The organism is Luteitalea pratensis (assembly GCF_001618865.1).
GTDB lineage: Bacteria > Acidobacteriota > Vicinamibacteria > Vicinamibacterales > Vicinamibacteraceae > Luteitalea > Luteitalea pratensis.
Window position 1 is genome coordinate 4,257,161 of sequence record NZ_CP015136.1, and the last position, 18,862, is coordinate 4,276,022.

The 18,862-nt window shown below is 67.1% G+C and carries 20 protein-coding genes; 8 read left to right on the forward strand and 12 right to left on the reverse strand.

Features of this window, described 5'->3' with window-relative positions:
• Window positions 1-33: 33 nt before the first annotated feature.
• From LuPra_RS17490 to recN, 5 genes are read right to left on the reverse strand one after another with little or no spacing between them, the layout of a single operon-like run.
• The gene (locus LuPra_RS17490) at window positions 34-879 is read right to left on the reverse strand and encodes a ParB/RepB/Spo0J family partition protein (RefSeq protein WP_157899330.1); all 846 of its coding nucleotides are present in this window, start codon (window positions 877-879) and stop codon (window positions 34-36) included.
• 25 nt (window positions 880-904) lie between these two features.
• The gene (locus LuPra_RS17495) at window positions 905-1,663 is read right to left on the reverse strand and encodes a ParA family protein (RefSeq protein WP_110171932.1); all 759 of its coding nucleotides are present in this window, start codon (window positions 1,661-1,663) and stop codon (window positions 905-907) included.
• A 46-nt stretch (window positions 1,664-1,709) separates the two neighbouring features.
• Window positions 1,710-2,192, reverse strand: coding sequence for a bifunctional nuclease family protein (locus tag LuPra_RS17500; RefSeq protein WP_110171933.1), 483 nt, complete (start codon window positions 2,190-2,192; stop codon window positions 1,710-1,712).
• Window positions 2,192-3,487 carry a tRNA (N6-isopentenyl adenosine(37)-C2)-methylthiotransferase MiaB gene (miaB, locus tag LuPra_RS17505; RefSeq protein WP_157899331.1) on the reverse strand — a complete coding sequence of 432 codons (1,296 nt, stop codon included), beginning with the start codon at window positions 3,485-3,487 and terminating at the stop codon, window positions 2,192-2,194. Before miaB ends, LuPra_RS17500 begins: the two co-directional genes overlap by 1 nt.
• Before the next feature lie 16 nt (window positions 3,488-3,503).
• The gene (recN, locus tag LuPra_RS17510; protein ID WP_110171935.1) at window positions 3,504-5,237 is read right to left on the reverse strand and encodes a DNA repair protein RecN; all 1,734 of its coding nucleotides are present in this window, start codon (window positions 5,235-5,237) and stop codon (window positions 3,504-3,506) included.
• A 158-nt stretch (window positions 5,238-5,395) separates the two neighbouring features.
• Between recN and LuPra_RS17515 the strand changes: the two genes are divergently transcribed.
• From LuPra_RS17515 to LuPra_RS17550, 8 genes are all read left to right on the forward strand, one after another.
• Window positions 5,396-6,151 carry a MotA/TolQ/ExbB proton channel family protein gene (locus tag LuPra_RS17515; protein ID WP_237050617.1) on the forward strand — a complete coding sequence of 252 codons (756 nt, stop codon included), beginning with the start codon at window positions 5,396-5,398 and terminating at the stop codon, window positions 6,149-6,151.
• Between the two features lie 22 nt (window positions 6,152-6,173).
• On the forward strand, window positions 6,174-6,638 hold the full coding sequence (locus LuPra_RS17520) for a biopolymer transporter ExbD (protein ID WP_110171936.1): 465 nt from the start codon (window positions 6,174-6,176) through the stop codon (window positions 6,636-6,638).
• A 7-nt stretch (window positions 6,639-6,645) separates the two neighbouring features.
• Window positions 6,646-7,449, forward strand: a complete 804-nt coding sequence (locus tag LuPra_RS17525; protein ID WP_110171937.1) for a TonB family protein — start codon at window positions 6,646-6,648, stop codon at window positions 7,447-7,449.
• A complete protein-coding gene (locus tag LuPra_RS17530) occupies window positions 7,446-8,876 on the forward strand; it encodes a PD40 domain-containing protein (protein ID WP_110171938.1) in 1,431 nt (476 codons plus the stop codon). The genes LuPra_RS17525 and LuPra_RS17530 overlap by 4 nt, the downstream gene beginning before the upstream one ends.
• A gap of 68 nt (window positions 8,877-8,944) precedes the next feature.
• A complete protein-coding gene (gene pal / locus LuPra_RS17535; RefSeq protein WP_234800443.1) occupies window positions 8,945-9,541 on the forward strand; it encodes a peptidoglycan-associated lipoprotein Pal in 597 nt (198 codons plus the stop codon).
• A gap of 11 nt (window positions 9,542-9,552) precedes the next feature.
• Window positions 9,553-10,476: a tol-pal system protein YbgF gene (gene ybgF, locus LuPra_RS17540; RefSeq protein ID WP_110171939.1), complete on the forward strand. Its 924-nt coding sequence runs from the start codon at window positions 9,553-9,555 to the stop codon at window positions 10,474-10,476.
• 221 nt (window positions 10,477-10,697) lie between these two features.
• A complete protein-coding gene (locus LuPra_RS17545) occupies window positions 10,698-11,186 on the forward strand; it encodes a single-stranded DNA-binding protein (RefSeq protein WP_110171940.1) in 489 nt (162 codons plus the stop codon).
• Window positions 11,187-11,321: 135 nt separating this feature from the next.
• Window positions 11,322-12,305 (forward strand): aldo/keto reductase, encoded by a 984-nt coding sequence (locus tag LuPra_RS17550; protein WP_110171941.1) that lies wholly within the window; start codon window positions 11,322-11,324, stop codon window positions 12,303-12,305.
• A gap of 34 nt (window positions 12,306-12,339) precedes the next feature.
• Here the strand turns inward: LuPra_RS17550 and ptsP are convergent, their stop codons facing one another.
• From ptsP to rpoN, 7 genes are all read right to left on the reverse strand, one after another.
• Window positions 12,340-14,019 carry a phosphoenolpyruvate--protein phosphotransferase gene (ptsP, locus tag LuPra_RS17555; protein WP_234800946.1) on the reverse strand — a complete coding sequence of 560 codons (1,680 nt, stop codon included), beginning with the start codon at window positions 14,017-14,019 and terminating at the stop codon, window positions 12,340-12,342.
• A 7-nt stretch (window positions 14,020-14,026) separates the two neighbouring features.
• Window positions 14,027-14,293, reverse strand: coding sequence for an HPr family phosphocarrier protein (locus tag LuPra_RS17560; protein ID WP_110171943.1), 267 nt, complete (start codon window positions 14,291-14,293; stop codon window positions 14,027-14,029).
• Window positions 14,294-14,297: 4 nt separating this feature from the next.
• Complete coding sequence (locus tag LuPra_RS17565; RefSeq protein ID WP_110171944.1) at window positions 14,298-14,732, reverse strand: PTS sugar transporter subunit IIA; 435 nt, start codon at window positions 14,730-14,732, stop codon at window positions 14,298-14,300.
• Between the two features lie 185 nt (window positions 14,733-14,917).
• Window positions 14,918-15,784, reverse strand: a complete 867-nt coding sequence (gene rapZ / locus LuPra_RS17570) for an RNase adapter RapZ (protein ID WP_234800444.1) — start codon at window positions 15,782-15,784, stop codon at window positions 14,918-14,920.
• A 50-nt stretch (window positions 15,785-15,834) separates the two neighbouring features.
• Window positions 15,835-16,797, reverse strand: a complete 963-nt coding sequence (gene hprK, locus LuPra_RS17575; RefSeq protein ID WP_157899332.1) for an HPr(Ser) kinase/phosphatase — start codon at window positions 16,795-16,797, stop codon at window positions 15,835-15,837.
• A gap of 17 nt (window positions 16,798-16,814) precedes the next feature.
• Window positions 16,815-17,384 (reverse strand): ribosome hibernation-promoting factor, HPF/YfiA family, encoded by a 570-nt coding sequence (gene hpf / locus LuPra_RS17580; protein ID WP_110171947.1) that lies wholly within the window; start codon window positions 17,382-17,384, stop codon window positions 16,815-16,817.
• A 19-nt stretch (window positions 17,385-17,403) separates the two neighbouring features.
• Window positions 17,404-18,849, reverse strand: coding sequence for an RNA polymerase factor sigma-54 (gene rpoN, locus LuPra_RS17585; protein ID WP_110171948.1), 1,446 nt, complete (start codon window positions 18,847-18,849; stop codon window positions 17,404-17,406).
• Between the last annotated feature and the right edge of the window lie 13 nt (window positions 18,850-18,862).

Consider the following 18,862-nt stretch of genomic DNA (forward strand, 5'->3'; position numbering starts at 1 on the left):
GTCGATTACGAGCCGCCGGGCCGGTTCACCAACTCAATCGAGCGTGAGATCGGGCCGTACTCCGTCGCCGGGCTTGGCCGCGGAGGCGCGTTGTGTGCGCAAGTCGTCGAGGATGCGCTCGAGCGTCTCGATGACTTCGTCAGGCTCGACGTCCGCCTTCTTGAAGCTCAATGAGAACGCGAACTGCTTGGTGGGAGCCTTGTAGGTGAACGTGAACGCCTGTGGTCGTCCGCGCTTGGCGGCTTTCGGCTTGACCTGTTCACGCACTTCCTGGCGGGTCATGCCACCTGGACGAGACATCTGTTCGACCAGGGCCGCCATTTTTTCTGGTTCGCCCTGTCTAACTACCTGTAACAGCAATGACTTGGAAGAAATGTCGGCCAGCCGACAAAGCTGCTTGATCGGGTCCGGCATCTGGTTCAACGACAGCGATTCCGTGATGGCTGTCCGGCTCTTGCCGAGCTTCTGGGCGAGTTTCTCGTGTGTGTAACCAGCCTTCTGACAGAGCGCCTGAAGCGCTTCGGCTTCTTCGAACGCCGTCAGGTCCTTACGCTGCAGGTTCTCGACCAGCGCGACCTCGAGAATGCCGACGTCGTCCACATCGCGGATGACGACCGGGAGTTCCTCGATTCCGGCACGGACCGCCGCCTGGTAGCGACGCTCACCGGCCACAATCTGGAACCGGCTGCCGCGTTGCCGCACGACGATCGGCTCGATGAGCCCGTGCTCCTTGACCGAGGCGATGAGCTCCGAGAGGTCGCCCATCACCTGGCGAGGCTGGTTTGGATTCGGGTCGATGTGCTCGATGGAAATCATCCGGCCCACCGGCGCACCCGCCGATGCCGTCAGCGTCTCGACGTAGTGGGCGTCGTGGCGCATGCGGACCGTCTCTGGCAAACCACGCTTAGACACGGCTGAGGACCTCCTCGCTGAAGGAGTAGTACTCGGACGCCCCGGACGAGTCCGGGGCAAAGCTGAAGATCGCTTCCTTGTACGCCGGACTTTCTTCGAGCCGAACGCTCTTCGTGATGACCGTCTTGAACACTTTGGTGCCGAACACTTTCTGGATCTGATCCCGGATGTCGCGCGCCAGGCTTGTACGGCGGTCGTGCATGGTGATCAGGACGCCGAGCACCTGCAGCGATGGGTTGGCGCGAATCTGGACCTTACCCACCGTCTCGAGCAGGTCGTCGGTGCCCTCCAGCGCGAAGTACGATGACTGGATGGGGACGACCAGGTGCGATGCCGCGACAAGCGCGTTGACCGTGAGGAGGCCGAGCGTCGGTGGGCAATCGATGACGATGTAGGGGTACTCGGCCTCGAGCGGCGCGAGTTTCTCCTTCAGTCGGAAATGGGCATCCAACTCGCCCACCAGCTTGGCCTCGAGCTTGGCGAGCGCGATGCGCGCCGGTGCGATGCTGAGGTGCGGCTGGTTGGTGGACCGGATGATCGTCGAGATGGTGGTGCCGCCCTCGCCGGTCATCGCCTCGAACATGGTTGGGCCGACGGTCGCCATGTCGAGGAACGACATGGTGCTGTTGGCCTGCGGGTCGAGGTCGACGAGCAGCGTCGGGCGTCCGCGGAGTGATAACGCGGCGGCAAGGTTGATGGCGGTCGTGGTCTTTCCCACGCCGCCCTTCTGGTTGGCTATGGCCAGGATCATCGGCAGTCGGGTGCGCCCCCGGGCATTCTACGGGATGCCAGCGCGATCACATCTTGTACTTCCCCATCTCGTCCGGATCGAGGCTCTCCAGCCAGTGCTGAAGGCGCTCGGTATCCTGCGAGGTGGGCGTATCGAGCGGCCGGGTGTCGGTCAGGACATGCTCGGCCACGTAGACCGGCGCGCGGGTCCGAAGCGCCAGCGCCAGCGCATCCGAGGGTCGCGAATCGACGGCCACCTGGTCACCGTTCGCGTTCAGGTAGATCAGGGCGTAGAAGGTGCCTTCACGGACGTCCGTGATGTGCACCTCCGTCACCGTCCCACCCAGGGCCTCGATCATGTGCTTGAGCAGGTCGTGGGTCATCGGGCGGGGTGAGCCGCTGTTCTCGAGCTGCAGCGCAACGGCGTGGGCCTCGAACATCCCAATCCAGATGGGCAGGGTCCGCTCCCCCGCCTCGTCCCGAAGCACGAGGATCGGCATGTTGGTGACCGGGTCCATCATCAGGCCCTTGATCAGCATGCGAACCGGCATCACGCCTCCACTTCCAGAACCTCGCCCCTGACGCTGTTCGGGCCGGCTGCGGTGATGCGCACCTGCGCCAGCCGTCCCATCCATGACGACTCCCCGGGGAAGTTGACGACAACATTGCCGCTGGTGCGGCCGGACAACTCGTGCTCGCGGCGACGGCTTGTCGCGTCCACGAGCACCTGCTCCACCGTGCCCACGGACTGGCGATGTAGATCGGACTGGATTTCCCGCTGCAAGGCCTGCAACTCGACAATGCGTCGCGTCTTCTCGTCCTCCGACACATCGTCTGGCATCCGCTTGATGGCGAGCGTCCGCGGACGCGGCGAGTACTTGAAGCTGAACATGCTGTGGAAGCGAGCCTGCGCCGTCAGGCTCAGCGTGTCGTCGAAGTCCGCGGCGGTCTCGCCAGGGAAGCCCACGATCATGTCGGTCGACAGGCAGATGTCGGGTACTGCCGCCCGGACTTCCCCGAGGATCTCCAGGTAGCGCTCGCGTGAATAGCGGCGGCGCATGGCCGCCAGCACGCGCGTCGAGCCTGATTGCACGGGCAAGTGCAGGTGGCGGCAGATGCGCGGTAGTGACTGATACGCCTCGAGCAGGCGTGGCGTCACGTGTCTCGGGTGCGGACTGGCGAAGCGGATGCGCTCGACACCCGGAACCTCGTGAACTTGCTCGAGCAGGCTTGCGAAGTCGCAGGCGGCGTCGTCTGGTGCCTGGTAGTGATTGACGATCTGGCCGAGGAGCTGGATTTCACGGTGCCCGCGGGCGGCCGCATCGCGAACTTCCGCGAGGATCTCGGCCGATGGACGCATGCGTTCGTGCCCGCGCGTGTACGGCACCACGCAGAAGGCGCAGAACTCATTGCAACCCTCGATGATGTTGACGTAGGCCTTGACGGCATCGGCGCGGCGGGCGATGCCGAGCGGGAACGACACGTCCTCGTGCGGGTTGATGTCGACCTGCGGGCCGATGTCCTCATCGAGCGCCCGCGTCACCAGCATCGGCAACTGCTTCACCTGCTGCGTCCCGATGACGACGTCGATGAGGCGGGAGCGCTTGAGGAGTGCGGCGCCTTCCTGCTGGGCGACGCAGCCGGTGACGGCGATGACTGGCGTGTGGCCGGCGGCCTGGGCGGCCTCGCGAAACTCGCCCAGGCGCGTGAACAGCTTCTCCTCGGCGCGCTCGCGCACGCTGCACGTGTTGATGACGATCACGTCGGCGTCAGCGGGATCGGCCGTCGCCTCGAATCCCGCGGATTCGAGGAGTCCGGCGAGTCGCTCGCCGTCGTGCATGTTCATCTGACAGCCGTACGCCTCAACCAGATACTTTCGCGCCACGTCCCTTGCCTTTTCGGCCGTCATCCCGGCCTGCACTTTCGCTTTCGCCTTTTGCCACCGCTTCGCTTTCGCCCTGCCGACTTTCGCCTTTCGCTTTCGCCTGCAGGAGCGCGCGGGCACCGTCCAGCAACGCTGCGGAGGTGTCCCCCGCCATCATCCGGGCCAGTTCCTCGACCCTCGCCTCGTGCCGCAGCGGCGCCGCCGAGGTGAGGGTTCGGCCGGCGGCGACCCGCTTGCTGATATGGATGTGCTCGTCGGCGTGGGCGGCAACCTGTGGAAGGTGCGTCACGCACAACACCTGGGCGTGGCCCGAGAGCGCGCGCAGGCGCGCACCGACCGAGTCGGCGACTCGCCCTCCGATGCCGGCGTCCACCTCGTCGAAGATCAAGGTCCGGCCGGACGCCTCGGGCGCGTCGAGGACCTTGACCGCCAGCATCACGCGCGAGAGTTCACCGCCCGACGCCACCCGCGCCAGCGGACGCGGTGTCTCGCCGGGATTGGCAGACAGGAGGAGTTCCGCGCGATCGATGCCGGAGGCGGACCACTCCCCTTCGCCACCCGCTTCCAGGAAGCGGAACGACACCTCGGCGTGCGGCATCGACAGATCCGCCAGTTCCTGCTGGAGCCTTCCAGCGAACGGGCCGGCCGCGGCCCGGCGGGCGGCGGAGAGCCGGCGCGCCGTGGTGAGATAGGCCTCGGCGGAGGCGTCGGCGGTGGCCTGCAGCGCGGAGAGCTGTCCCTCGGGCTGCTGGAGTGCAGCCAGTTGTTCGGCCAAGGCCTGCTGATGGAGGCGAACCGCGGCGAGCGTCGGTCCGTACTTGCGCTTCAGCCGCTCGAGCGACGCGAGACGGTCTTCGACCTCCTGGAGCCGCTCCGGCGAGGCGTCGATCGACGACACGTAGTGCCTCAGGAAGAACGCCAGGTCGTCCAGCTGTGCCTTGAGGCCCTCGCGCAGCGCCGCGTAGGGCTGGACCGAGGCGTCCACGTGCGCGAGTTCATCGAGGCGCTTCCAGACGACCGACAACGTCTGCAGGGCCGCGTGCTCGTCCTCGTAGAGCGCCTGGTACGCCTCCTGACCGAGGCGCTGGAGGCGATCGGCGTTGGCGAGCACCTGCCGCGTCGCTGCCAGCTGCTCGTCCTCGTCCTCGAGCGGCTGGACCTTGTCGATTTCGCCCAGCTGGAACGACAACAGGTCGATCCGTGCCGCCCGCTCGCGAGCGTCCATCTGCGTCGCTGCCAGGGCGTCGCGAGCCGACACCCATGCCGCGTGCGCCGATTCGACCTCGGCCCGAGCCGGGGTCAGGCCTGCGACCCGGTCGAGCAGATCCAGGTGCGTGTCGGGCAGTTGCAGCGTCTGGTGCTCGTGCTGCCCATGCAGGTCCACCCACGCCGACACCCGCTCCCTCATCGTCCCCGCGGTGACCAGCACGTCGTCGATGAACGCCCTGGAGCGACCTTCCGAGGAGACCTCGCGACGGACGATCACGTCGGTGCCGTCCGGGGCAGCGATGATGGCCTGGACGGTGGCGGCTGTAGCGCCGGTGCGGACCATGTCGGCCGAAGCCCGGCCGCCGAGCAGCAAGCCGATGCCCTCGACCAGCACAGACTTGCCAGCCCCGGTTTCGCCGGTGAGCACGGTGAGGCCGCCCTCGAGTGACAGGTCGAGCGCCTCGATCACCGCGAGTTGTCGGATGCTGATGAACCGGATCATGGACGGAATGACGCTGCCCGGCGCGCCGGACTGACGCTGCGGTCAAATGGCCAGAACTGCCACGATATCATAGAGTTGACGCTGATTTTCAGCGCGTGGTAGGCTTTGATGTTCGCGCCATCCCAGCGGCGCACTGATCATGCATAGCGGAGGCCTGTTTGCAGACGCTCTGGGTGTGCGCTCTTGCCCTGCAAGAGCTGGCCGGACCCGCGGCGGAAACCGCGGAGACGGCGACTGACGTCATCTCTCTCGTCACCCGGACCGGGCTCATCGAGCAGCTCGTCCTCGCGCTTCTTGTCATCTTCTCGATCGTGTCCTGGGGCATCGTTGCCTACAAGGCATGGGCCTTTCGTCGGGCCGACACGCATACCAGGCAGTTCCTGGATGTGTTCCGCCGGAGCAGCAAGTTCTCCGAAGTGCAGGCGGTGTGCCGCTCGCTTGGTGAGAGTCCGCTCGTGGGCCTGTTCCAGGCCGGCTACGGTGAACTGAATACCCAGCTGCGGGGAGCGACCGGGGACAAGCCGGCCACCACAGCCGCTCGTCCAACGCTGAAGAGCCTCGATGCCGTGGACCGCGCACTGCTGCGCGCCAGCGGCACGGAGCTCGCCAAGCTCGAGGAGCGGGTGGGATTCCTGGCGACCACGGCAAGCATCACGCCCTTCATCGGCCTGTTCGGTACGGTCTGGGGCATCATGACCGCCTTCCAGGCGATCGGCGCGGTGGGTTCATCCAACCTCGCGGTCGTCGCGCCGGGTATCGCGTCGGCGCTGATCGCGACCGCCGCGGGGCTCTTCGCCGCCATTCCGGCCGTCTACTTCTACAACCACTTCACGCACAAGGTGCGCGGGTTCGCGGCGGCGATGGAGGACTTCTCGCTGGAGTTCCTCAACATCTCCGAACGCAACTTCACCTAGGCCACCGTCTCGGACACGACCTATGCCCAAGGTACAAGCGGCCGGCGGTGGCGGGATGGGACGCGGACGACGCGGGCGGATGGTGGCGGCCACCGCCCTCGCGGAAATCAACGTCGTCCCGCTCGTGGACGTGATGCTGGTGCTGCTGATCATCTTCATGGTCGCGGCGCCGATGATGACGCGCGGCCTCGACGTGAACCTGCCAGTCGCGCGCCGATCCCAGAGCCTCAGCAGCGAACGCATCTTCGTCACGATTCCGTTGTCGTTCGGCAAGGACAACCGGGTGCAACTCGACGAGGAACTGATTCGTGTCGACGTCCTCGGCGAACGCATGCGGCAGGCGCTGCAGGGCAAGTCGGACAAGTCGGTCTACCTGCGCGCCGACGGCGCCGTCACCGTCCAGCAGACGATGACGGTGATGGATGCACTGAAGACGGCCGGCGTCGAGAAGGTCGGCCTCGTGTCGCGCCTCCCGGGGGAGCGGTAACACGCGCGTGGCCACCCCCGTCCACACCTACGCGCTGGCCACCGGGATGCCGGAGCGTCGCCGAACCGGACCTGACGGCTTCAAACGCATGGTCGGCGTCTCGCTGCTCGTGCATGCGGTGCTCATCGTCGGCGTCGCGCTGACGCCGGCATCGTGGCGCACACGGCGGACCGATCCGCGGGAAGTCATGACGATCAGCCTCGGCGGCGCGCCGGGGCCTCGTGCCGGCGGTCTGACGTCGATGTCCGGACGGCCCGTCCAGCAGGCGGTCCCCCCCAAGCCCGAGGAGAAGCCGGCGCCGATCGCGCCGCCGGCCGCGAAGCCACCCGAGATGGTCGAGCCGACCAAGGCGGCGCCCAAGCCGTTGCCCAAGCCGGTGACCCCGCCGCAGACAGCCACCGACCAGGGACGCGCCAAGGCGCCGTCGACAGGCGCGCGCGTCAGTGAAGGTCAGGCCAAGGCCGATACCGGCGTCGTCAGCGACAGCATCGGACTGTCGACGGGCGGCGGCGGTACCGGTGGGCAAATCAACCTCGGCACCTTCTGCTGTCCGGCATACGTGGGGGAGATGCTCCAGATCATCCACCGTAACTGGCGGCAACAGCAGGGTGCGCGCGGCTCCACGTTCATGCGGTTCAAGATCGACCGACAAGGTACGCTGAGCGAAATCGCGGTGGCACGGACGAGCGGCAACTTCCTGCTGGATCAGGCCGCCACGCGGGCGCTCACGCTCACGAAATTGCCACCGTTGCCCCGCGAGTACACGAACCCGACGCTGACGGTGGACCTCGAATTCAACTTCACACAATGACGACTGCTCCCCGCTCTCTCCTCACCGCGGCCCTTGCTGCGCTCGCGTCGACGGTCCTCGTGCTGGCCGCTCCGCAGGGCCGCCAGGCGCCGGCGTCGCAGCAGCCCGCGCCTGCGCAGCCGCCGACCACGCCGCCGCCGGGCCAGCCACCGCCCCAGCAACCCGATCAGATCGGCGTCAGCATCACGCTGTCGGGGGGTGCGGCACCGCGTGTTGCCGTCCCGAACTTCATCGCCGCGTCGCCGGACCTGAAGGCCGCTGCCGACACCATCGGCGAGGTGCTCTGGGACGATCTCCGCTTCGAGCGTGAGTACGACCTGATTCCGCGCGCCAGTTACGCGCCGATCACGCCGGCGACGTCGATGGAGACGGTGCCGTTCGATCAGTGGAAGGAACTCGGCGCAAACGCCGTGCTGATCGGGACCGTGCGCCAGAACGCGTCCAGCCTGACGGTCCAGGCTCGCCTGTTCGACGTCGCCACGCAACGCAGCGTGTGGGCCAAGGAATACACGGCGTCGGCGAACAACCCCCGTGGCTTCGCACACACGATTTCCGACGAACTGCACAAGGAGCAGCGTTCGCTTGTCGGCGTGGCCCGCACCAAGCTCGCGTTTGCCAGTGATCGCGATGGCGAGCAGGCCCGCGGCACCGTCGAGCAGCGCAGCATCAAGGAGATCTACATCGCCGATTACGACGGCGACGCGCAGCGCCGCGTCACCGTGAACCGATCGCTGGCGATCAACCCGAGTTGGTCGTCGGACGGGCGGGCGATCGCCTATACCTCGTATCGCCGTGGCTATCCCGACATCTACGTCTCGTACATCTACCAGGGCAAGATGGACCAGCCTGCCGGTGGCACCGAGACCATCCATAACTTCCTGCCGGCTTTTTCGCCCGACGGTTCACGGATCGCGTTCATGACCAACCGCGATGGCAATATGGAGATCTACTCGGTCAGCCGCGACGGGTCGAACCTGCGCCGGGTCACCAGTCACCCAGGCAACGACTCGACGCCGACGTGGTCACCGGCGGGCAACCAGATCGCGTTCACGTCCGATCGATCAGGCTCACCGCAGATCTACATCGCCGACGCCGATGGCATGGGTCAGCCACGCCGGATCACCAACGAGTCATGGGCGGACCGTGCGACGTGGTCACCGGCGCCGTACAACGAGATTGCATACGCCGGACGCAACGGCCCCGGGTTCGACATCAAGATCTTCAGCCTGGAACAGGGTCAGATTCGCACGGTGACCGACAGCAACGGTAGTAACGAGAGTCCCTCGTGGGCTCCTAACGGACGGCATCTCGCGTTTGCGTCGACGCGCGCTGGCCGTACACAGATTTTCACCATCGCCCGCGATGGCAATGACCTGCATCAGGTCACCAAGGCGGGCAACAACGTGCAGCCGAGTTGGTCGCGCTGACCCGGATGCGCCGGCCTTCGCCCAGGTCACGCTGCGCCCCGGCCCACGCTCTCAAGGAGACGTCCCGCATGTCCGTTCGCCCCATCCGCCTCGCCGCCCTGCTCATGGTGATCGTCGCCACGACGTCCGCGTGCAGCCGCAAGAAGCCGCCCGTCGCCCGGCCGACGCCGCCGCCGCCGTCAGCCACCACGAACACGGGAGGCGCGCCGCCGCCGCCGCCGGCGCCGCTTCGCGAGCCCGAGCCGGTCTCCTCGGTGCCCGCCGAGCCGGCCATTTCCGGCACCGCGGTGGATTACAACGCCAGGTCGCTCGACGAGCTGAACCGGGAGAGCCCGCTGCAGCCCGTGTACTACGCCCTCGACAGCGCCGATGTCGCGGCCGACATGCAGGGCACCCTGACCAAGAATTCCGAGGTTCTTCGCCAGTATCCGAGCTGGGTGGTCACCGTCGAGGGACACTGCGACGAGCGTGGCACCGCCGAGTACAATCTGGCCCTTGGTGAACGCCGGGCGCAGGCCGCTCGCGCGTACCTGATCTCGCTGGGTATTCCGGCCGAACGGATCAAGATCGTGTCCTACGGTAAGGAGTTCCCATTCGACCCGGGCACTACCGAGGAGGCGTACGCCAAGAACCGGCGCGCGCACTTCGTGGTCACCAGCAAGTAAGGACGATCGACATGACGCGCATCGTGATCGGCGCCCTGACGGGCGTCCTGCTCGTGGGGCTGGCGCAGCCTGCCCACGCCGCCAACCGCGAGCATCAGCAACTGATGGCCGACATCCGGATGCTGCAGGAGCAGTCGCAGCAGCTGCAGCTGGTATTGGTGTCGCTTGCCGATACGCTCAAGACGCTGAACGCGAAGTTGGACGACCAGTCGAGCACCTCGCGTAAGCAGTTTGCCGATCAGAAGCTCTTGATCGACAACGTGAGCAGCGACCTGCGCGTCGTGCGCGAGCGGCTCGACGAGAACAACACCAAGGTCGGCACGATTGGGCAGGAGCTCAGCTCGCTCCGCGACGCAGTCAACACGCTGCCCTCGCAGCTGGCGCCGCCCGCCGCCCCGGCGATGGTGCCGGGCCCGGGTGGCACGATGGTGCCCGCGCCGACGCCGCCTGGTGGAACGACGGGCGTTCCGGCGTCGCAGACCAGCGGCACCACCACGACACCGGTGCAGAACACGCCGACGGTACCGAGCGGGCCCGCTGGCGGCCTCTCGCCGCAGCGCATGTTCGACACCGCGCAGGCCGACTACGCCGCGGGACAGTGGCCGTTGGCCATCTCTGGCTTCGAGCAGTTCATCCGCTCCTTCCCCACCAACGACAAGGCCGACGATGCGCAGTTCTACATCGGCGAGTCGTACCAACTCGATGGCAAGTTCAAGGAAGCGGTCGGCGCGTACGAAAAGGTCATTTCCGACCACCCCAATGGCGACCGCGTGCCGCAGGCGCTCTACAAGCGAGGCGTCGCGTTGAGCCTGCTCGGAGAGAACGATCGCGCCCGTGAGAGCTTCCAGCAGGTGCTTCGGAACTACCCTCAGAGCGAAGTGGCGGTGCTCGCCAAGCAGGTGCTGGACGGATTGAACCGGCGCCCGCGGGAGTAGCGAAATCTGAGGGTCGAGAAGTGAAATTTTCAGCCTGTTCCGCCATGACGCCTGTCAGACGGCTGGCCGCGAGGACGTCAGCCGCAAGCATATGCGTAAGTCAAGCGTCATGCGTCAGGTCAGCGTCAGGCGTTAGGCATTAGGCATTACCTTGTACCCCGACGGGGTCGTCGGGGCGTGACGGACCCGGGACGCCCGGGTGGAGAGAGAGCATTCAGCGTATGGGCAGCGTCAACAAGGCGATTCTCGTCGGCAACCTCGGGCGGGATGCGGAACTGAAGTTCACGGGGAACGGCTTCGCGATTGCGCGGTTCAGCATCGCGACCACCGATCGTCGCAAGGACAGCAAGACCGGCGACTGGGTCGAGAAGACCGAGTGGCACCGTATCGTCCTGCTCGGCAAGCAGGCCGAGTCGCTGCAGGACTACCTGAAGAAGGGCAAGCAGATCTACGTCGAGGGTCGGATCGAGACGCGATCCTGGGACGACAAGGACGGCCAGAAGCGGTACACCACCGAGATCGTGGCCGACCGGATCCAGTTGCTGGGTGGCGGCGGCGGCGGTCGCGGTGGTGGCGGCGGCACCCGCGGCGAGGACGACTACGATTACGGCGGCGGAGCGGCTCCGGCCGGCGGCACCGGTAGCGGTGGTGGCGGCGGCTTCGACCCGACGGGTGGCGGCGGCGAAGGCGACGACGACATACCGTTCTGAGCGCGCCTCAGAAAATGCCGGAATGCCGAATGCTGGAATGTCGAGATCAGACCTCACCGCTCTCGACATTTCGGCATTTTCAGCATTGCAGCATTTCTGAGGCGCCGCCCGCGGCGGTGAGCCTCCCCTCCCCCAATGCAGCTTCGTGAGTTCGGGTCCACCGGCGTGTCGGTCTCCCCCGTCGCCTTCGGCGCGATGCGGATCACCGCCGACAGTGGTGGCACGTCGTCGGCGCTGCTGCATGCCCTCGAGCGCGGCGTCTCGATGATCGACACCGCCAGAAATTACGGAGAGAGCGAAGCCATCGTCGGGCAAACGTTGCGGGAGTGGCGCGGGCCGCGACCGTTGGTCGCCACGAAGGTGAAGCCGAAGGACGTCAGCAACTGGCGCTTCTACGTGCCGATGTCGGAGCAGTTCACGCGAGCCAGCATCGTCGACTCCGTGGAGACCAGCCTGCGCACGCTCGGACTCGAGTGCATCGACCTCCTCCAGATCCATCAGTGGTACTACCGCTGGAGTCACGAGACCGAATGGCTCGAGGCGCTGGATGCGCTGCGCGCCTCCGGCAAGGTCCGCTTCATCGGCGTGAGCGCGCAGGACCACGAGCATGACGGCGTCCTCAGGCTCGTGGACGACCGCGTGGTCGACGCCGTGCAGGTCGTGTTGAACGCGTTCGAGTCGCGCCCCTTCGTCAGCGTCGTGCCATTGGCCGAGGCACGAGGCGTCGGCGTGATTGCCCGCTGCGTCTTCGATCACTCCGCCGCACTCGCCGGCGTGGCGACCCGCGAGTCCCTCGCGCACGACGTCAAGTTGTCCAATGCCTCGCCGGAGATCGTCACGGAATACCTGCGTCGCATCGATCGTCTCCGGGATGAGGCGACTGCTCACGCGATGACCCTGGTGCAACTGTCGGTACGCTTCGCCCTGTCGCGTCCAGGCGTGTCGACAATCGCCGTCTCGTCGGCCACGCCCGGGCAGGTGGACGACGTCGTCGCGGCCGCGGAGCGGGGCCCGCTACCCTGGGCGCTCTTCGACCGCATCTGTCGCGAGCATGTCTGGGTGAAGAACTTCTACTACTTCAGCAAGGCCACGGTCGATGGGCAACCGATGCGCCCATAGGCGGCCCTCGTCATACGGCCAGCGGCCCTGGTGGTTACGTCGTCGGAACGATGACGTCGCCTTCGTACAGAGCGTGTAACGCCGTGTCCCTGGCGTCGGCGATGCTGCATTGGCGCACGGCTTCGCGCGCCTGCCGCAGGGACGTCGCGGCCATGCTGAACTCCCGTAAGCCGAGACCGATCAGGACGCGCAGCAACGCCGCATCCGACGCCATCTCGCCGCAGACGGCGACGCGACGCCCGTGACGACGCGCTCCCCGCAGCACCATCCGGATCAACTTGAGGACGGCCGGATGCTTCGGGTCGTAGAGATGCTGCACCCGCACGTCGCTGCGATCGGCGGCCAGCGTGTATTGGGTCAGGTCGTTCGTCCCGATGCTGAGGAACGCCGCGTGACGGGCCAGGCGCTCGGCATCGAGGGCTGCGGCCGGCACTTCGACCATCGCGCCGGCTGGAGGGGCCGGAAGACCGAGCCTCTCGGCTTGCGCCTGCAGCATCGCGGTGGCGCGCGAGACCTCGTCGGCGCTGGTCACGAACGGAAACATCACGCGCAGGTTGCGCCCCTGCCCGGCGCGAACGAGCGCGCGGAGCTGGCGCTCGAGCAGTTCCGGCCGCGCGAGCCCGAGGCGCAGGCCGCGCATGCCGAGCCGTTCCCGGGGTTCGACGTCGAGCAGCTCCGGGACACCCATCTCCTCCGGCGTGATGTCGAAGGTGCGGATCGTCACCTCGCGGTCGCCGGCGTGCTCGAGGATGGCGCGATACGCGTCGGCCTGGATCTGCTCGCTGACGTCGCCGATCGGCTGGCCGCCGAGCAGCAGTTCGGAGCGTACGAGCCCAAGGGCCTCGGCCCCCTCGCGCCACGCAAACTGCACGTCTTCCGGACGCTCGACGTTGGCGCACAGGCGAATGGGCGTCCCATCTGCCGTCAACGCCGGCCCGGAAATGGAGGGCTGCGGGAACGTGACCGACAGCAGGCGATGCCGCGCGGCTTCAACCACCGCTGGCGGCGGATCCACTGCGATGACACCGGAGGTGCCATCGACCAGCAGCACCGCCCCGGGGGGCACCATGCGCGTGGCTTCCTGCAGGCCCACCACCGCGGGAACCCCCATCGACCGTGCCAGGATCGCGGTGTGCGCCGTGCGCGTGCCGGCATCGGTTGCGAGCGCGGCAAGGCGGGACCAGTCGAGTTGGGCCGCGACGGAGACGGGCAGGTCGTCAGCGACGAACACGCAAGGCTCCGCGAATCGCGCGAGCTGCGCATTCAGCCAGTTGGCGTCGCTGTCGTCACGTTGCAGGTTGGCGCGCACGCGACCGAGGACGTCGTTGAGGTCACCGTGCCGCTCCTGGAGGTAGGGGTCCTCGATCGCGCGCAGCCGCTGCATCAGTTCTTCGCCGGCTTCGACGACGGCCCACTCCGCGTTGACGTGGCGGGTGCGGATCAGGGCATCGGCGCGTTCGCGCAGGAGCGGGTCCGAGAGCATCAACAACTGCACATCGAACATGCCCGCGAGTTCAGCGCCAAGGACATGGCGCGTGCGCCCGCGAATGTCCTCCAGCTGCGCCCGCGTGCGATCGGAGGCCGCCGCGAGCCTGCCCTGCTCGCTCGCAACGTCCTCGCTGGCAATGCGATAGCGCACGTCGTGGGCGCGCAGGCGCACCACCACTGCCGGACCAATGGCCTCGCCCGGTGCGACTGCGACTCCGATGAGCATCAGCACGTCACGACTCCCCGAACCCCTCGGCCACGAGCGCCGCCAGCGACTCGACCGCGTGTTCCGCGTCCACGCCCTCGGCGCGAATCACGATCGTGGATCCACTGGCCGCCCCGAGCAGGAGCAGGCCGAGGATGCTCTTGCCGTCCAGTTCGCGCGCCCCTCGCGCCACCCGCACCGTCGCCGCATGCTGGGACGCCAGCCGCACGAACTTGGCGGCCGCCCGCGCATGCAGGCCGAGCCGGTTCACGATCGTCACCTCTCGCGTCACCATTCGCTTACGAACCGGCGTCGGGCCGCATCAGGTCCGAGGCGACGCGAATGGCCTCGCGTGCATGCTCGCGCACCTGGCGAGCGATGCCGAGCAGGCCCGCGTTGCTGCGATCGAGGCCGGCCAGCTTGACGAGCATCGGCAGGTTGACGCCGGTGATCAATTCCACCTGGTCGTCCTCGAGGAAGGTGATGCCGAGGTTGCTCGGCGTCCCCCCGAACATGTCGGTCAGGATGAGCACGCCCGACGGGCCGTGCACGCGGGCGACGGCGGCGGCGATCTGATCGCGCGCGGCGTTCGGATCATCGTGCCAGCCGAGCGCGACTGCCTCGAAGCGCACGAGTTCGCCGGCAATCATCTCCGCCGCGTTGACGAGTTCGTGCGCCAGTTGGCCGTGCGTCACCACGACCACGCCGAGCCGCTGTTGGTCCGAGTCGGTCATTGTCACTTCCAGAAGCCTGCAGCCTACTGCCTGCGGCCTCCAATGGCCTGCAAGCCTACCGCCTACAGCCTGCAACTGAAGCCAAACGCACTCTGTCGGCCACCACCCGGCCTTGCCAGGTTTCAGCGGCCGCTGCCATCGCTGGCTGTTGCCGTAGGCTGCAGGCCGCAGGCCGCAGCCCGTTCCTATTCCTGCGCAATGTCGCGATGCCTCACGCGCAGACGGATGCCCGGCACCGACGCCATGCGCCGCTTCAATTCCTCGGCGATCGCCACCGAGCGGTGCTTGCCGCCGGTGCACCCGATCGCCACGGTCACGTAACTCTTGCCTTCCTCGGCGTACCGTGGCAGCAGGAAGGCCAGCAGGTCGCCGACACGCTCGAGGAACGTCGCGTAGTCGTCGTACTGCTCGAGGAACGCACGGACCTCGGCATCACGGCCCGTGTGCGGACGCAGTTCCGGCACGAAATGCGGATTGGGCAGGAACCGCGCGTCGAACACGAGGTCCGCGTCGAGCGGGACGCCGTGCTTGAAGCCGAAGCTCAGGAACGTGACCACCGGACCGGCACTCGTGCCACGGTCACGTGACGCCGCCATGAACGCGTGCCGCAACTCGTGCACCGTCATGTCGGTCGTATCGATGATCTGGTCGGCCATCTCCCGGATCGGCGTGAGCTGCTCGCGCTCGACGCGGATGCCCTCGCTGACCGACTGGTGCTCGGCGAGCGGGTGCGGCCGCCGGGTCTCGCTGAACCGCCGCACCAGCGCGGCGTCAGATGCATCGAGGAAGATGAGCCTTGGATCAAGGCCCGGCATCGTGCGCAGCGACTGGTACGTGTCCGGGAACGCCTTGAGCAGCGACCGTTCACGGATGTCGACGACGACGGCGGCGCGGGTGATCTCGCCGCCGGTGCGCAGGGTCAGCTCGGCAAAGGTCGGGATCAGCGCGACGGGCAGATTGTCGACGCAGAAGTAGCCCAGGTCCTCGAGCGCGCGAATCGCCTGCGTCTTGCCCGAACCCGACAATCCGGTGAGCACGATGAAGCGGCTCATCGGCGCATGGCCCTCGGACGCGGGCCGTGGCGTGGCCGGTGCGCGCCGACTCATGATTCGCCTGCCTGCAGTTCCGCCTCGAGTCGTGCCGCGAGTCGCTGTGCCGCCGAGACGCCGCGGGCGAGCAGCAGGTGCCGCCGCGCGGCCACCTCCACCAGGATGCCGATGTTGCGGCCGGGCCCGACCGGCAGCGTCACAACGGGCACCTGCAACCCGAGCAACGGTTCGGTAGCCTCGTCGAGGCCGAGCCGCTCGTACTCGGTGTGACTGTCCCACCGGACCAGCCGGACGATGAACTCGACCTGCATGCTCTGACGCGTCGACGCCACGCCGAACAGGTCCTGCACGTTCATGATCCCGAGCCCGCGCACTTCCATGTGGTGGCGCGTGAGCGAGGGCGACGTGCCGCTCAACAGCGAGCCGCGCCTCGTGATCTCGACCGCGTCGTCGGCGACGAGGCGATGCCCGCGAACGACGAGGTCGAGGGCGCATTCGCTCTTGCCGATGCCACTCTCGCCGAGCAACATCACGCCGAGGCCAAGGATGTCGACGAGCACGCCGTGCAGCGTGGTCATCGGCGCCAGCCCCTCTTCGAGGACACCGGTCAGCGCGACCAGCGTCTCCGACGTCAGCACACCGGTCGACAGCACGGGCACGCCCCGTGCGTCGGCGACCTCCGCGAGGACGGGATCGATCGGCAGGCCCGCCGTCACCACCACGCATGGCAGCCCGGGGCGCAGTACCTCCCGAAGGCGCAGCAGCCGTTCCGCGGGATCGAGTCCGGCAAGGTACTGCACCTCGCTCCGGCCAAACAGCAGCACCCGGCCGTCTTCGAGGTACTGCGGCTGCCCGGTGAGCGCGAGGCCGGTCTTCTGCAGCGACACGCGCGTGATCGGTCGCGACAGTCCCGACGCGCCGGCGCGCAAGGCCAGGTCGCCGAGTGACGTCCCGGCGCACCGCGCCAGGAGGTCACGGACGGTCAGGCTCGGTGCACCGGAATCGGGGGTGGCCACCATCGGATCCGGTGTCGTCAGGCGTCGGGATCGACCAGACCGATATGCCCGTCCCCGCGGCGCACCAGCACCTGCACGCGATCGAGCGTCGCATCGCGGAACACGAGCACGGCACCGGGCGCGGCATCGACGCGCAGGATCGCGTCTTCGAGTTGCATCGGCTTGGCGGTGGTGCGGCGGATGCGAATCACCCGCACCGCCGGCGCCACGGCGTCCACGGCCCTGCGTGACGCCCGCGGCGGCGGAGCCGGCGCGGGCGGCGCCTCGGCTGAAGCTATGGTGGTGGAGCGCCGCTTGCGCGCCTCCCACTTCCCCTTCACCTTGCTCGCCTGGTGCTCGACCTTGGTGATCGCGTCGATGACCGAGGCGCGGGCGTTTGTCGCTTCGCCATGGCCGCTGAAATCATGGTCGCCGCGCGTCGTGACGCGTACGTCGGCCTTGACGCGATCCTTCTGGACCTGGAGCGCGATCTGGGCGGAGATGATGCTGCGATGGAGGAGTCGATCCAGCTTCTCGAGTCGACGCGTCACGACGAGCCGGAGGGCCGGAGTGATGGTCAGGTTGCGCCCGGTGAGCGCGAGCCGCATGAGGCGGTCCTTTCCCAGGTCAGTACAGGACCTTGCGCTGATTGGATGTAGGAATGCGAAGTTCCTCGCGGTACTTCGCGATGGTCCGACGCGCGAGCACGAGCCCCTCACGCTGCAGGATGCTCACGATCTTCGAGTCGCTGAGCGGCTTGCGGCCGTCCTCCGCCTCGATGATCTTGCGGATCCGCTGCTTGATCGTCACCGACGAGACGCTCTCCCCGAACGAGCTGCTGATGCCGCTGTGGAAGAAGTACTTCATCTCGAACACGCCCTGCGGCGTGTGCATGTACTTGTTGTTGACCACGCGGCTGACGGTGCTCTCGTGCATGCCGATGTCCTCGGCGACGTCGCGCAGCACGAGCGGGCGCAGGTGTTCGATCCCGTGATCCAGGAACTCCTTCTGGAACTGGATGATGCTGTTGGCGACCTTGATGATCGTCTTCTGGCGCTGGTCGACCGACTTGAGCAGCCACAGCGCCGAGCGGAACTTCTCCTTCACGTATGCACGCGTCTCGGCGGCCGATTCGTCGTGCTTGTTGTCGAGGAGGCGCTTGTACACCGGGCTGATCCGCAGCTGCGGCAGACCGTCGTCGTTGAGGACGGCCACGTACTGGTCCTCGACCTTGACGATGTAGACGTCCGGCATCACGTACTGCGACGGTGCCGGATTGAAGCGGCTGCCGGGCTTGGGATCGAGATGGCGGATGACCTCGATGTGCTCCTTCAGCTGCTCGATGGGCATGCCCATCCGCTTGGAAATCTCCGGCACCTGGTGGTTCTGCAGCAGGCGCAGGTGCTCGCTGACGATCGTGTCGCAGGGCGTGTCGACGTGGCCGAGATACCGGAGCTGCAGCGTGAGGCATTCCTGCAGGTCGCGGGCGGCCACGCCGACCGGGTCGAGGTGCTGGAGGATGAGCAGCACCGTCTCGACCTGCGTCTGTGACCACGCCCCCATCTGGGCGAGCTCGTCGACCGACGCCATCAGGTAGCCGTCGTCATTGAGGTTGCCGATGATCGCCTCGCCGATCTCCCGCTGGTCGGCGGTGATGTCGGGGCGCATCGACAGCTGCCATAGCAAATGGTCGGCCAACGTACTGGAGGTCGAGAGCGTGTTCTCGATCGGTGGAAGTTCCTTGACTTCCACGGGCATCCGCGATCGGTAGCCGCCGTCGTCCAGGTACTCGCCGAAGAAGTAGGCGTAGTCCTGATCGTCCCAGTTGGCGTCGGGCCGATCGGGCTTGGGCGGCTCGGGCGTCTCGGGCTCGGAGGTCTGGGCCTGAGGATCCACCGCCTGGATCTCTTCGGTGGGCACCTCCTCAAGCAACGGATTCTCGACAATTTCCTGATTCAGGAGCTCCGCGAGCTCGAGCGTCGTCATCGGCAGGAGCTTGATGGCCTGCTGCAACGATGGCGTCAGGACGAGCTTCTGCGAAAGGCGTGTCTGGAGCTTCTGGGTGATGGCCATGGTCTGGGCTACA

Coding starts and splice junctions, on each gene's coding strand:
- LuPra_RS17490 (WP_157899330.1), bottom strand. CDS start 879: ATGCGCCACGACGCCCACTACGTCGAGACGCTGACGGCATCGGCGGGT.
- LuPra_RS17495 (WP_110171932.1), bottom strand. CDS start 1,663: ATGATCCTGGCCATAGCCAACCAGAAGGGCGGCGTGGGAAAGACCACG.
- LuPra_RS17500 (WP_110171933.1), bottom strand. CDS start 2,192: ATGCCGGTTCGCATGCTGATCAAGGGCCTGATGATGGACCCGGTCACC.
- miaB (WP_157899331.1), bottom strand. CDS start 3,487: ATGAACATGCACGACGGCGAGCGACTCGCCGGACTCCTCGAATCCGCG.
- recN (WP_110171935.1), bottom strand. CDS start 5,237: ATGATCCGGTTCATCAGCATCCGACAACTCGCGGTGATCGAGGCGCTC.
- LuPra_RS17520 (WP_110171936.1), top strand. CDS start 6,174: ATGCCCAAGGTACAAGCGGCCGGCGGTGGCGGGATGGGACGCGGACGA.
- LuPra_RS17530 (WP_110171938.1), top strand. CDS start 7,446: ATGACGACTGCTCCCCGCTCTCTCCTCACCGCGGCCCTTGCTGCGCTC.
- pal (WP_234800443.1), top strand. CDS start 8,945: ATGTCCGTTCGCCCCATCCGCCTCGCCGCCCTGCTCATGGTGATCGTC.
- ybgF (WP_110171939.1), top strand. CDS start 9,553: ATGACGCGCATCGTGATCGGCGCCCTGACGGGCGTCCTGCTCGTGGGG.
- LuPra_RS17545 (WP_110171940.1), top strand. CDS start 10,698: ATGGGCAGCGTCAACAAGGCGATTCTCGTCGGCAACCTCGGGCGGGAT.
- LuPra_RS17550 (WP_110171941.1), top strand. CDS start 11,322: ATGCAGCTTCGTGAGTTCGGGTCCACCGGCGTGTCGGTCTCCCCCGTC.
- ptsP (WP_234800946.1), bottom strand. CDS start 14,019: ATGCTCATCGGAGTCGCAGTCGCACCGGGCGAGGCCATTGGTCCGGCA.
- LuPra_RS17560 (WP_110171943.1), bottom strand. CDS start 14,293: ATGGTGACGCGAGAGGTGACGATCGTGAACCGGCTCGGCCTGCATGCG.
- LuPra_RS17565 (WP_110171944.1), bottom strand. CDS start 14,732: ATGACCGACTCGGACCAACAGCGGCTCGGCGTGGTCGTGGTGACGCAC.
- rapZ (WP_234800444.1), bottom strand. CDS start 15,784: ATGAGCCGCTTCATCGTGCTCACCGGATTGTCGGGTTCGGGCAAGACG.
- hpf (WP_110171947.1), bottom strand. CDS start 17,384: ATGCGGCTCGCGCTCACCGGGCGCAACCTGACCATCACTCCGGCCCTC.
- rpoN (WP_110171948.1), bottom strand. CDS start 18,849: ATGGCCATCACCCAGAAGCTCCAGACACGCCTTTCGCAGAAGCTCGTC.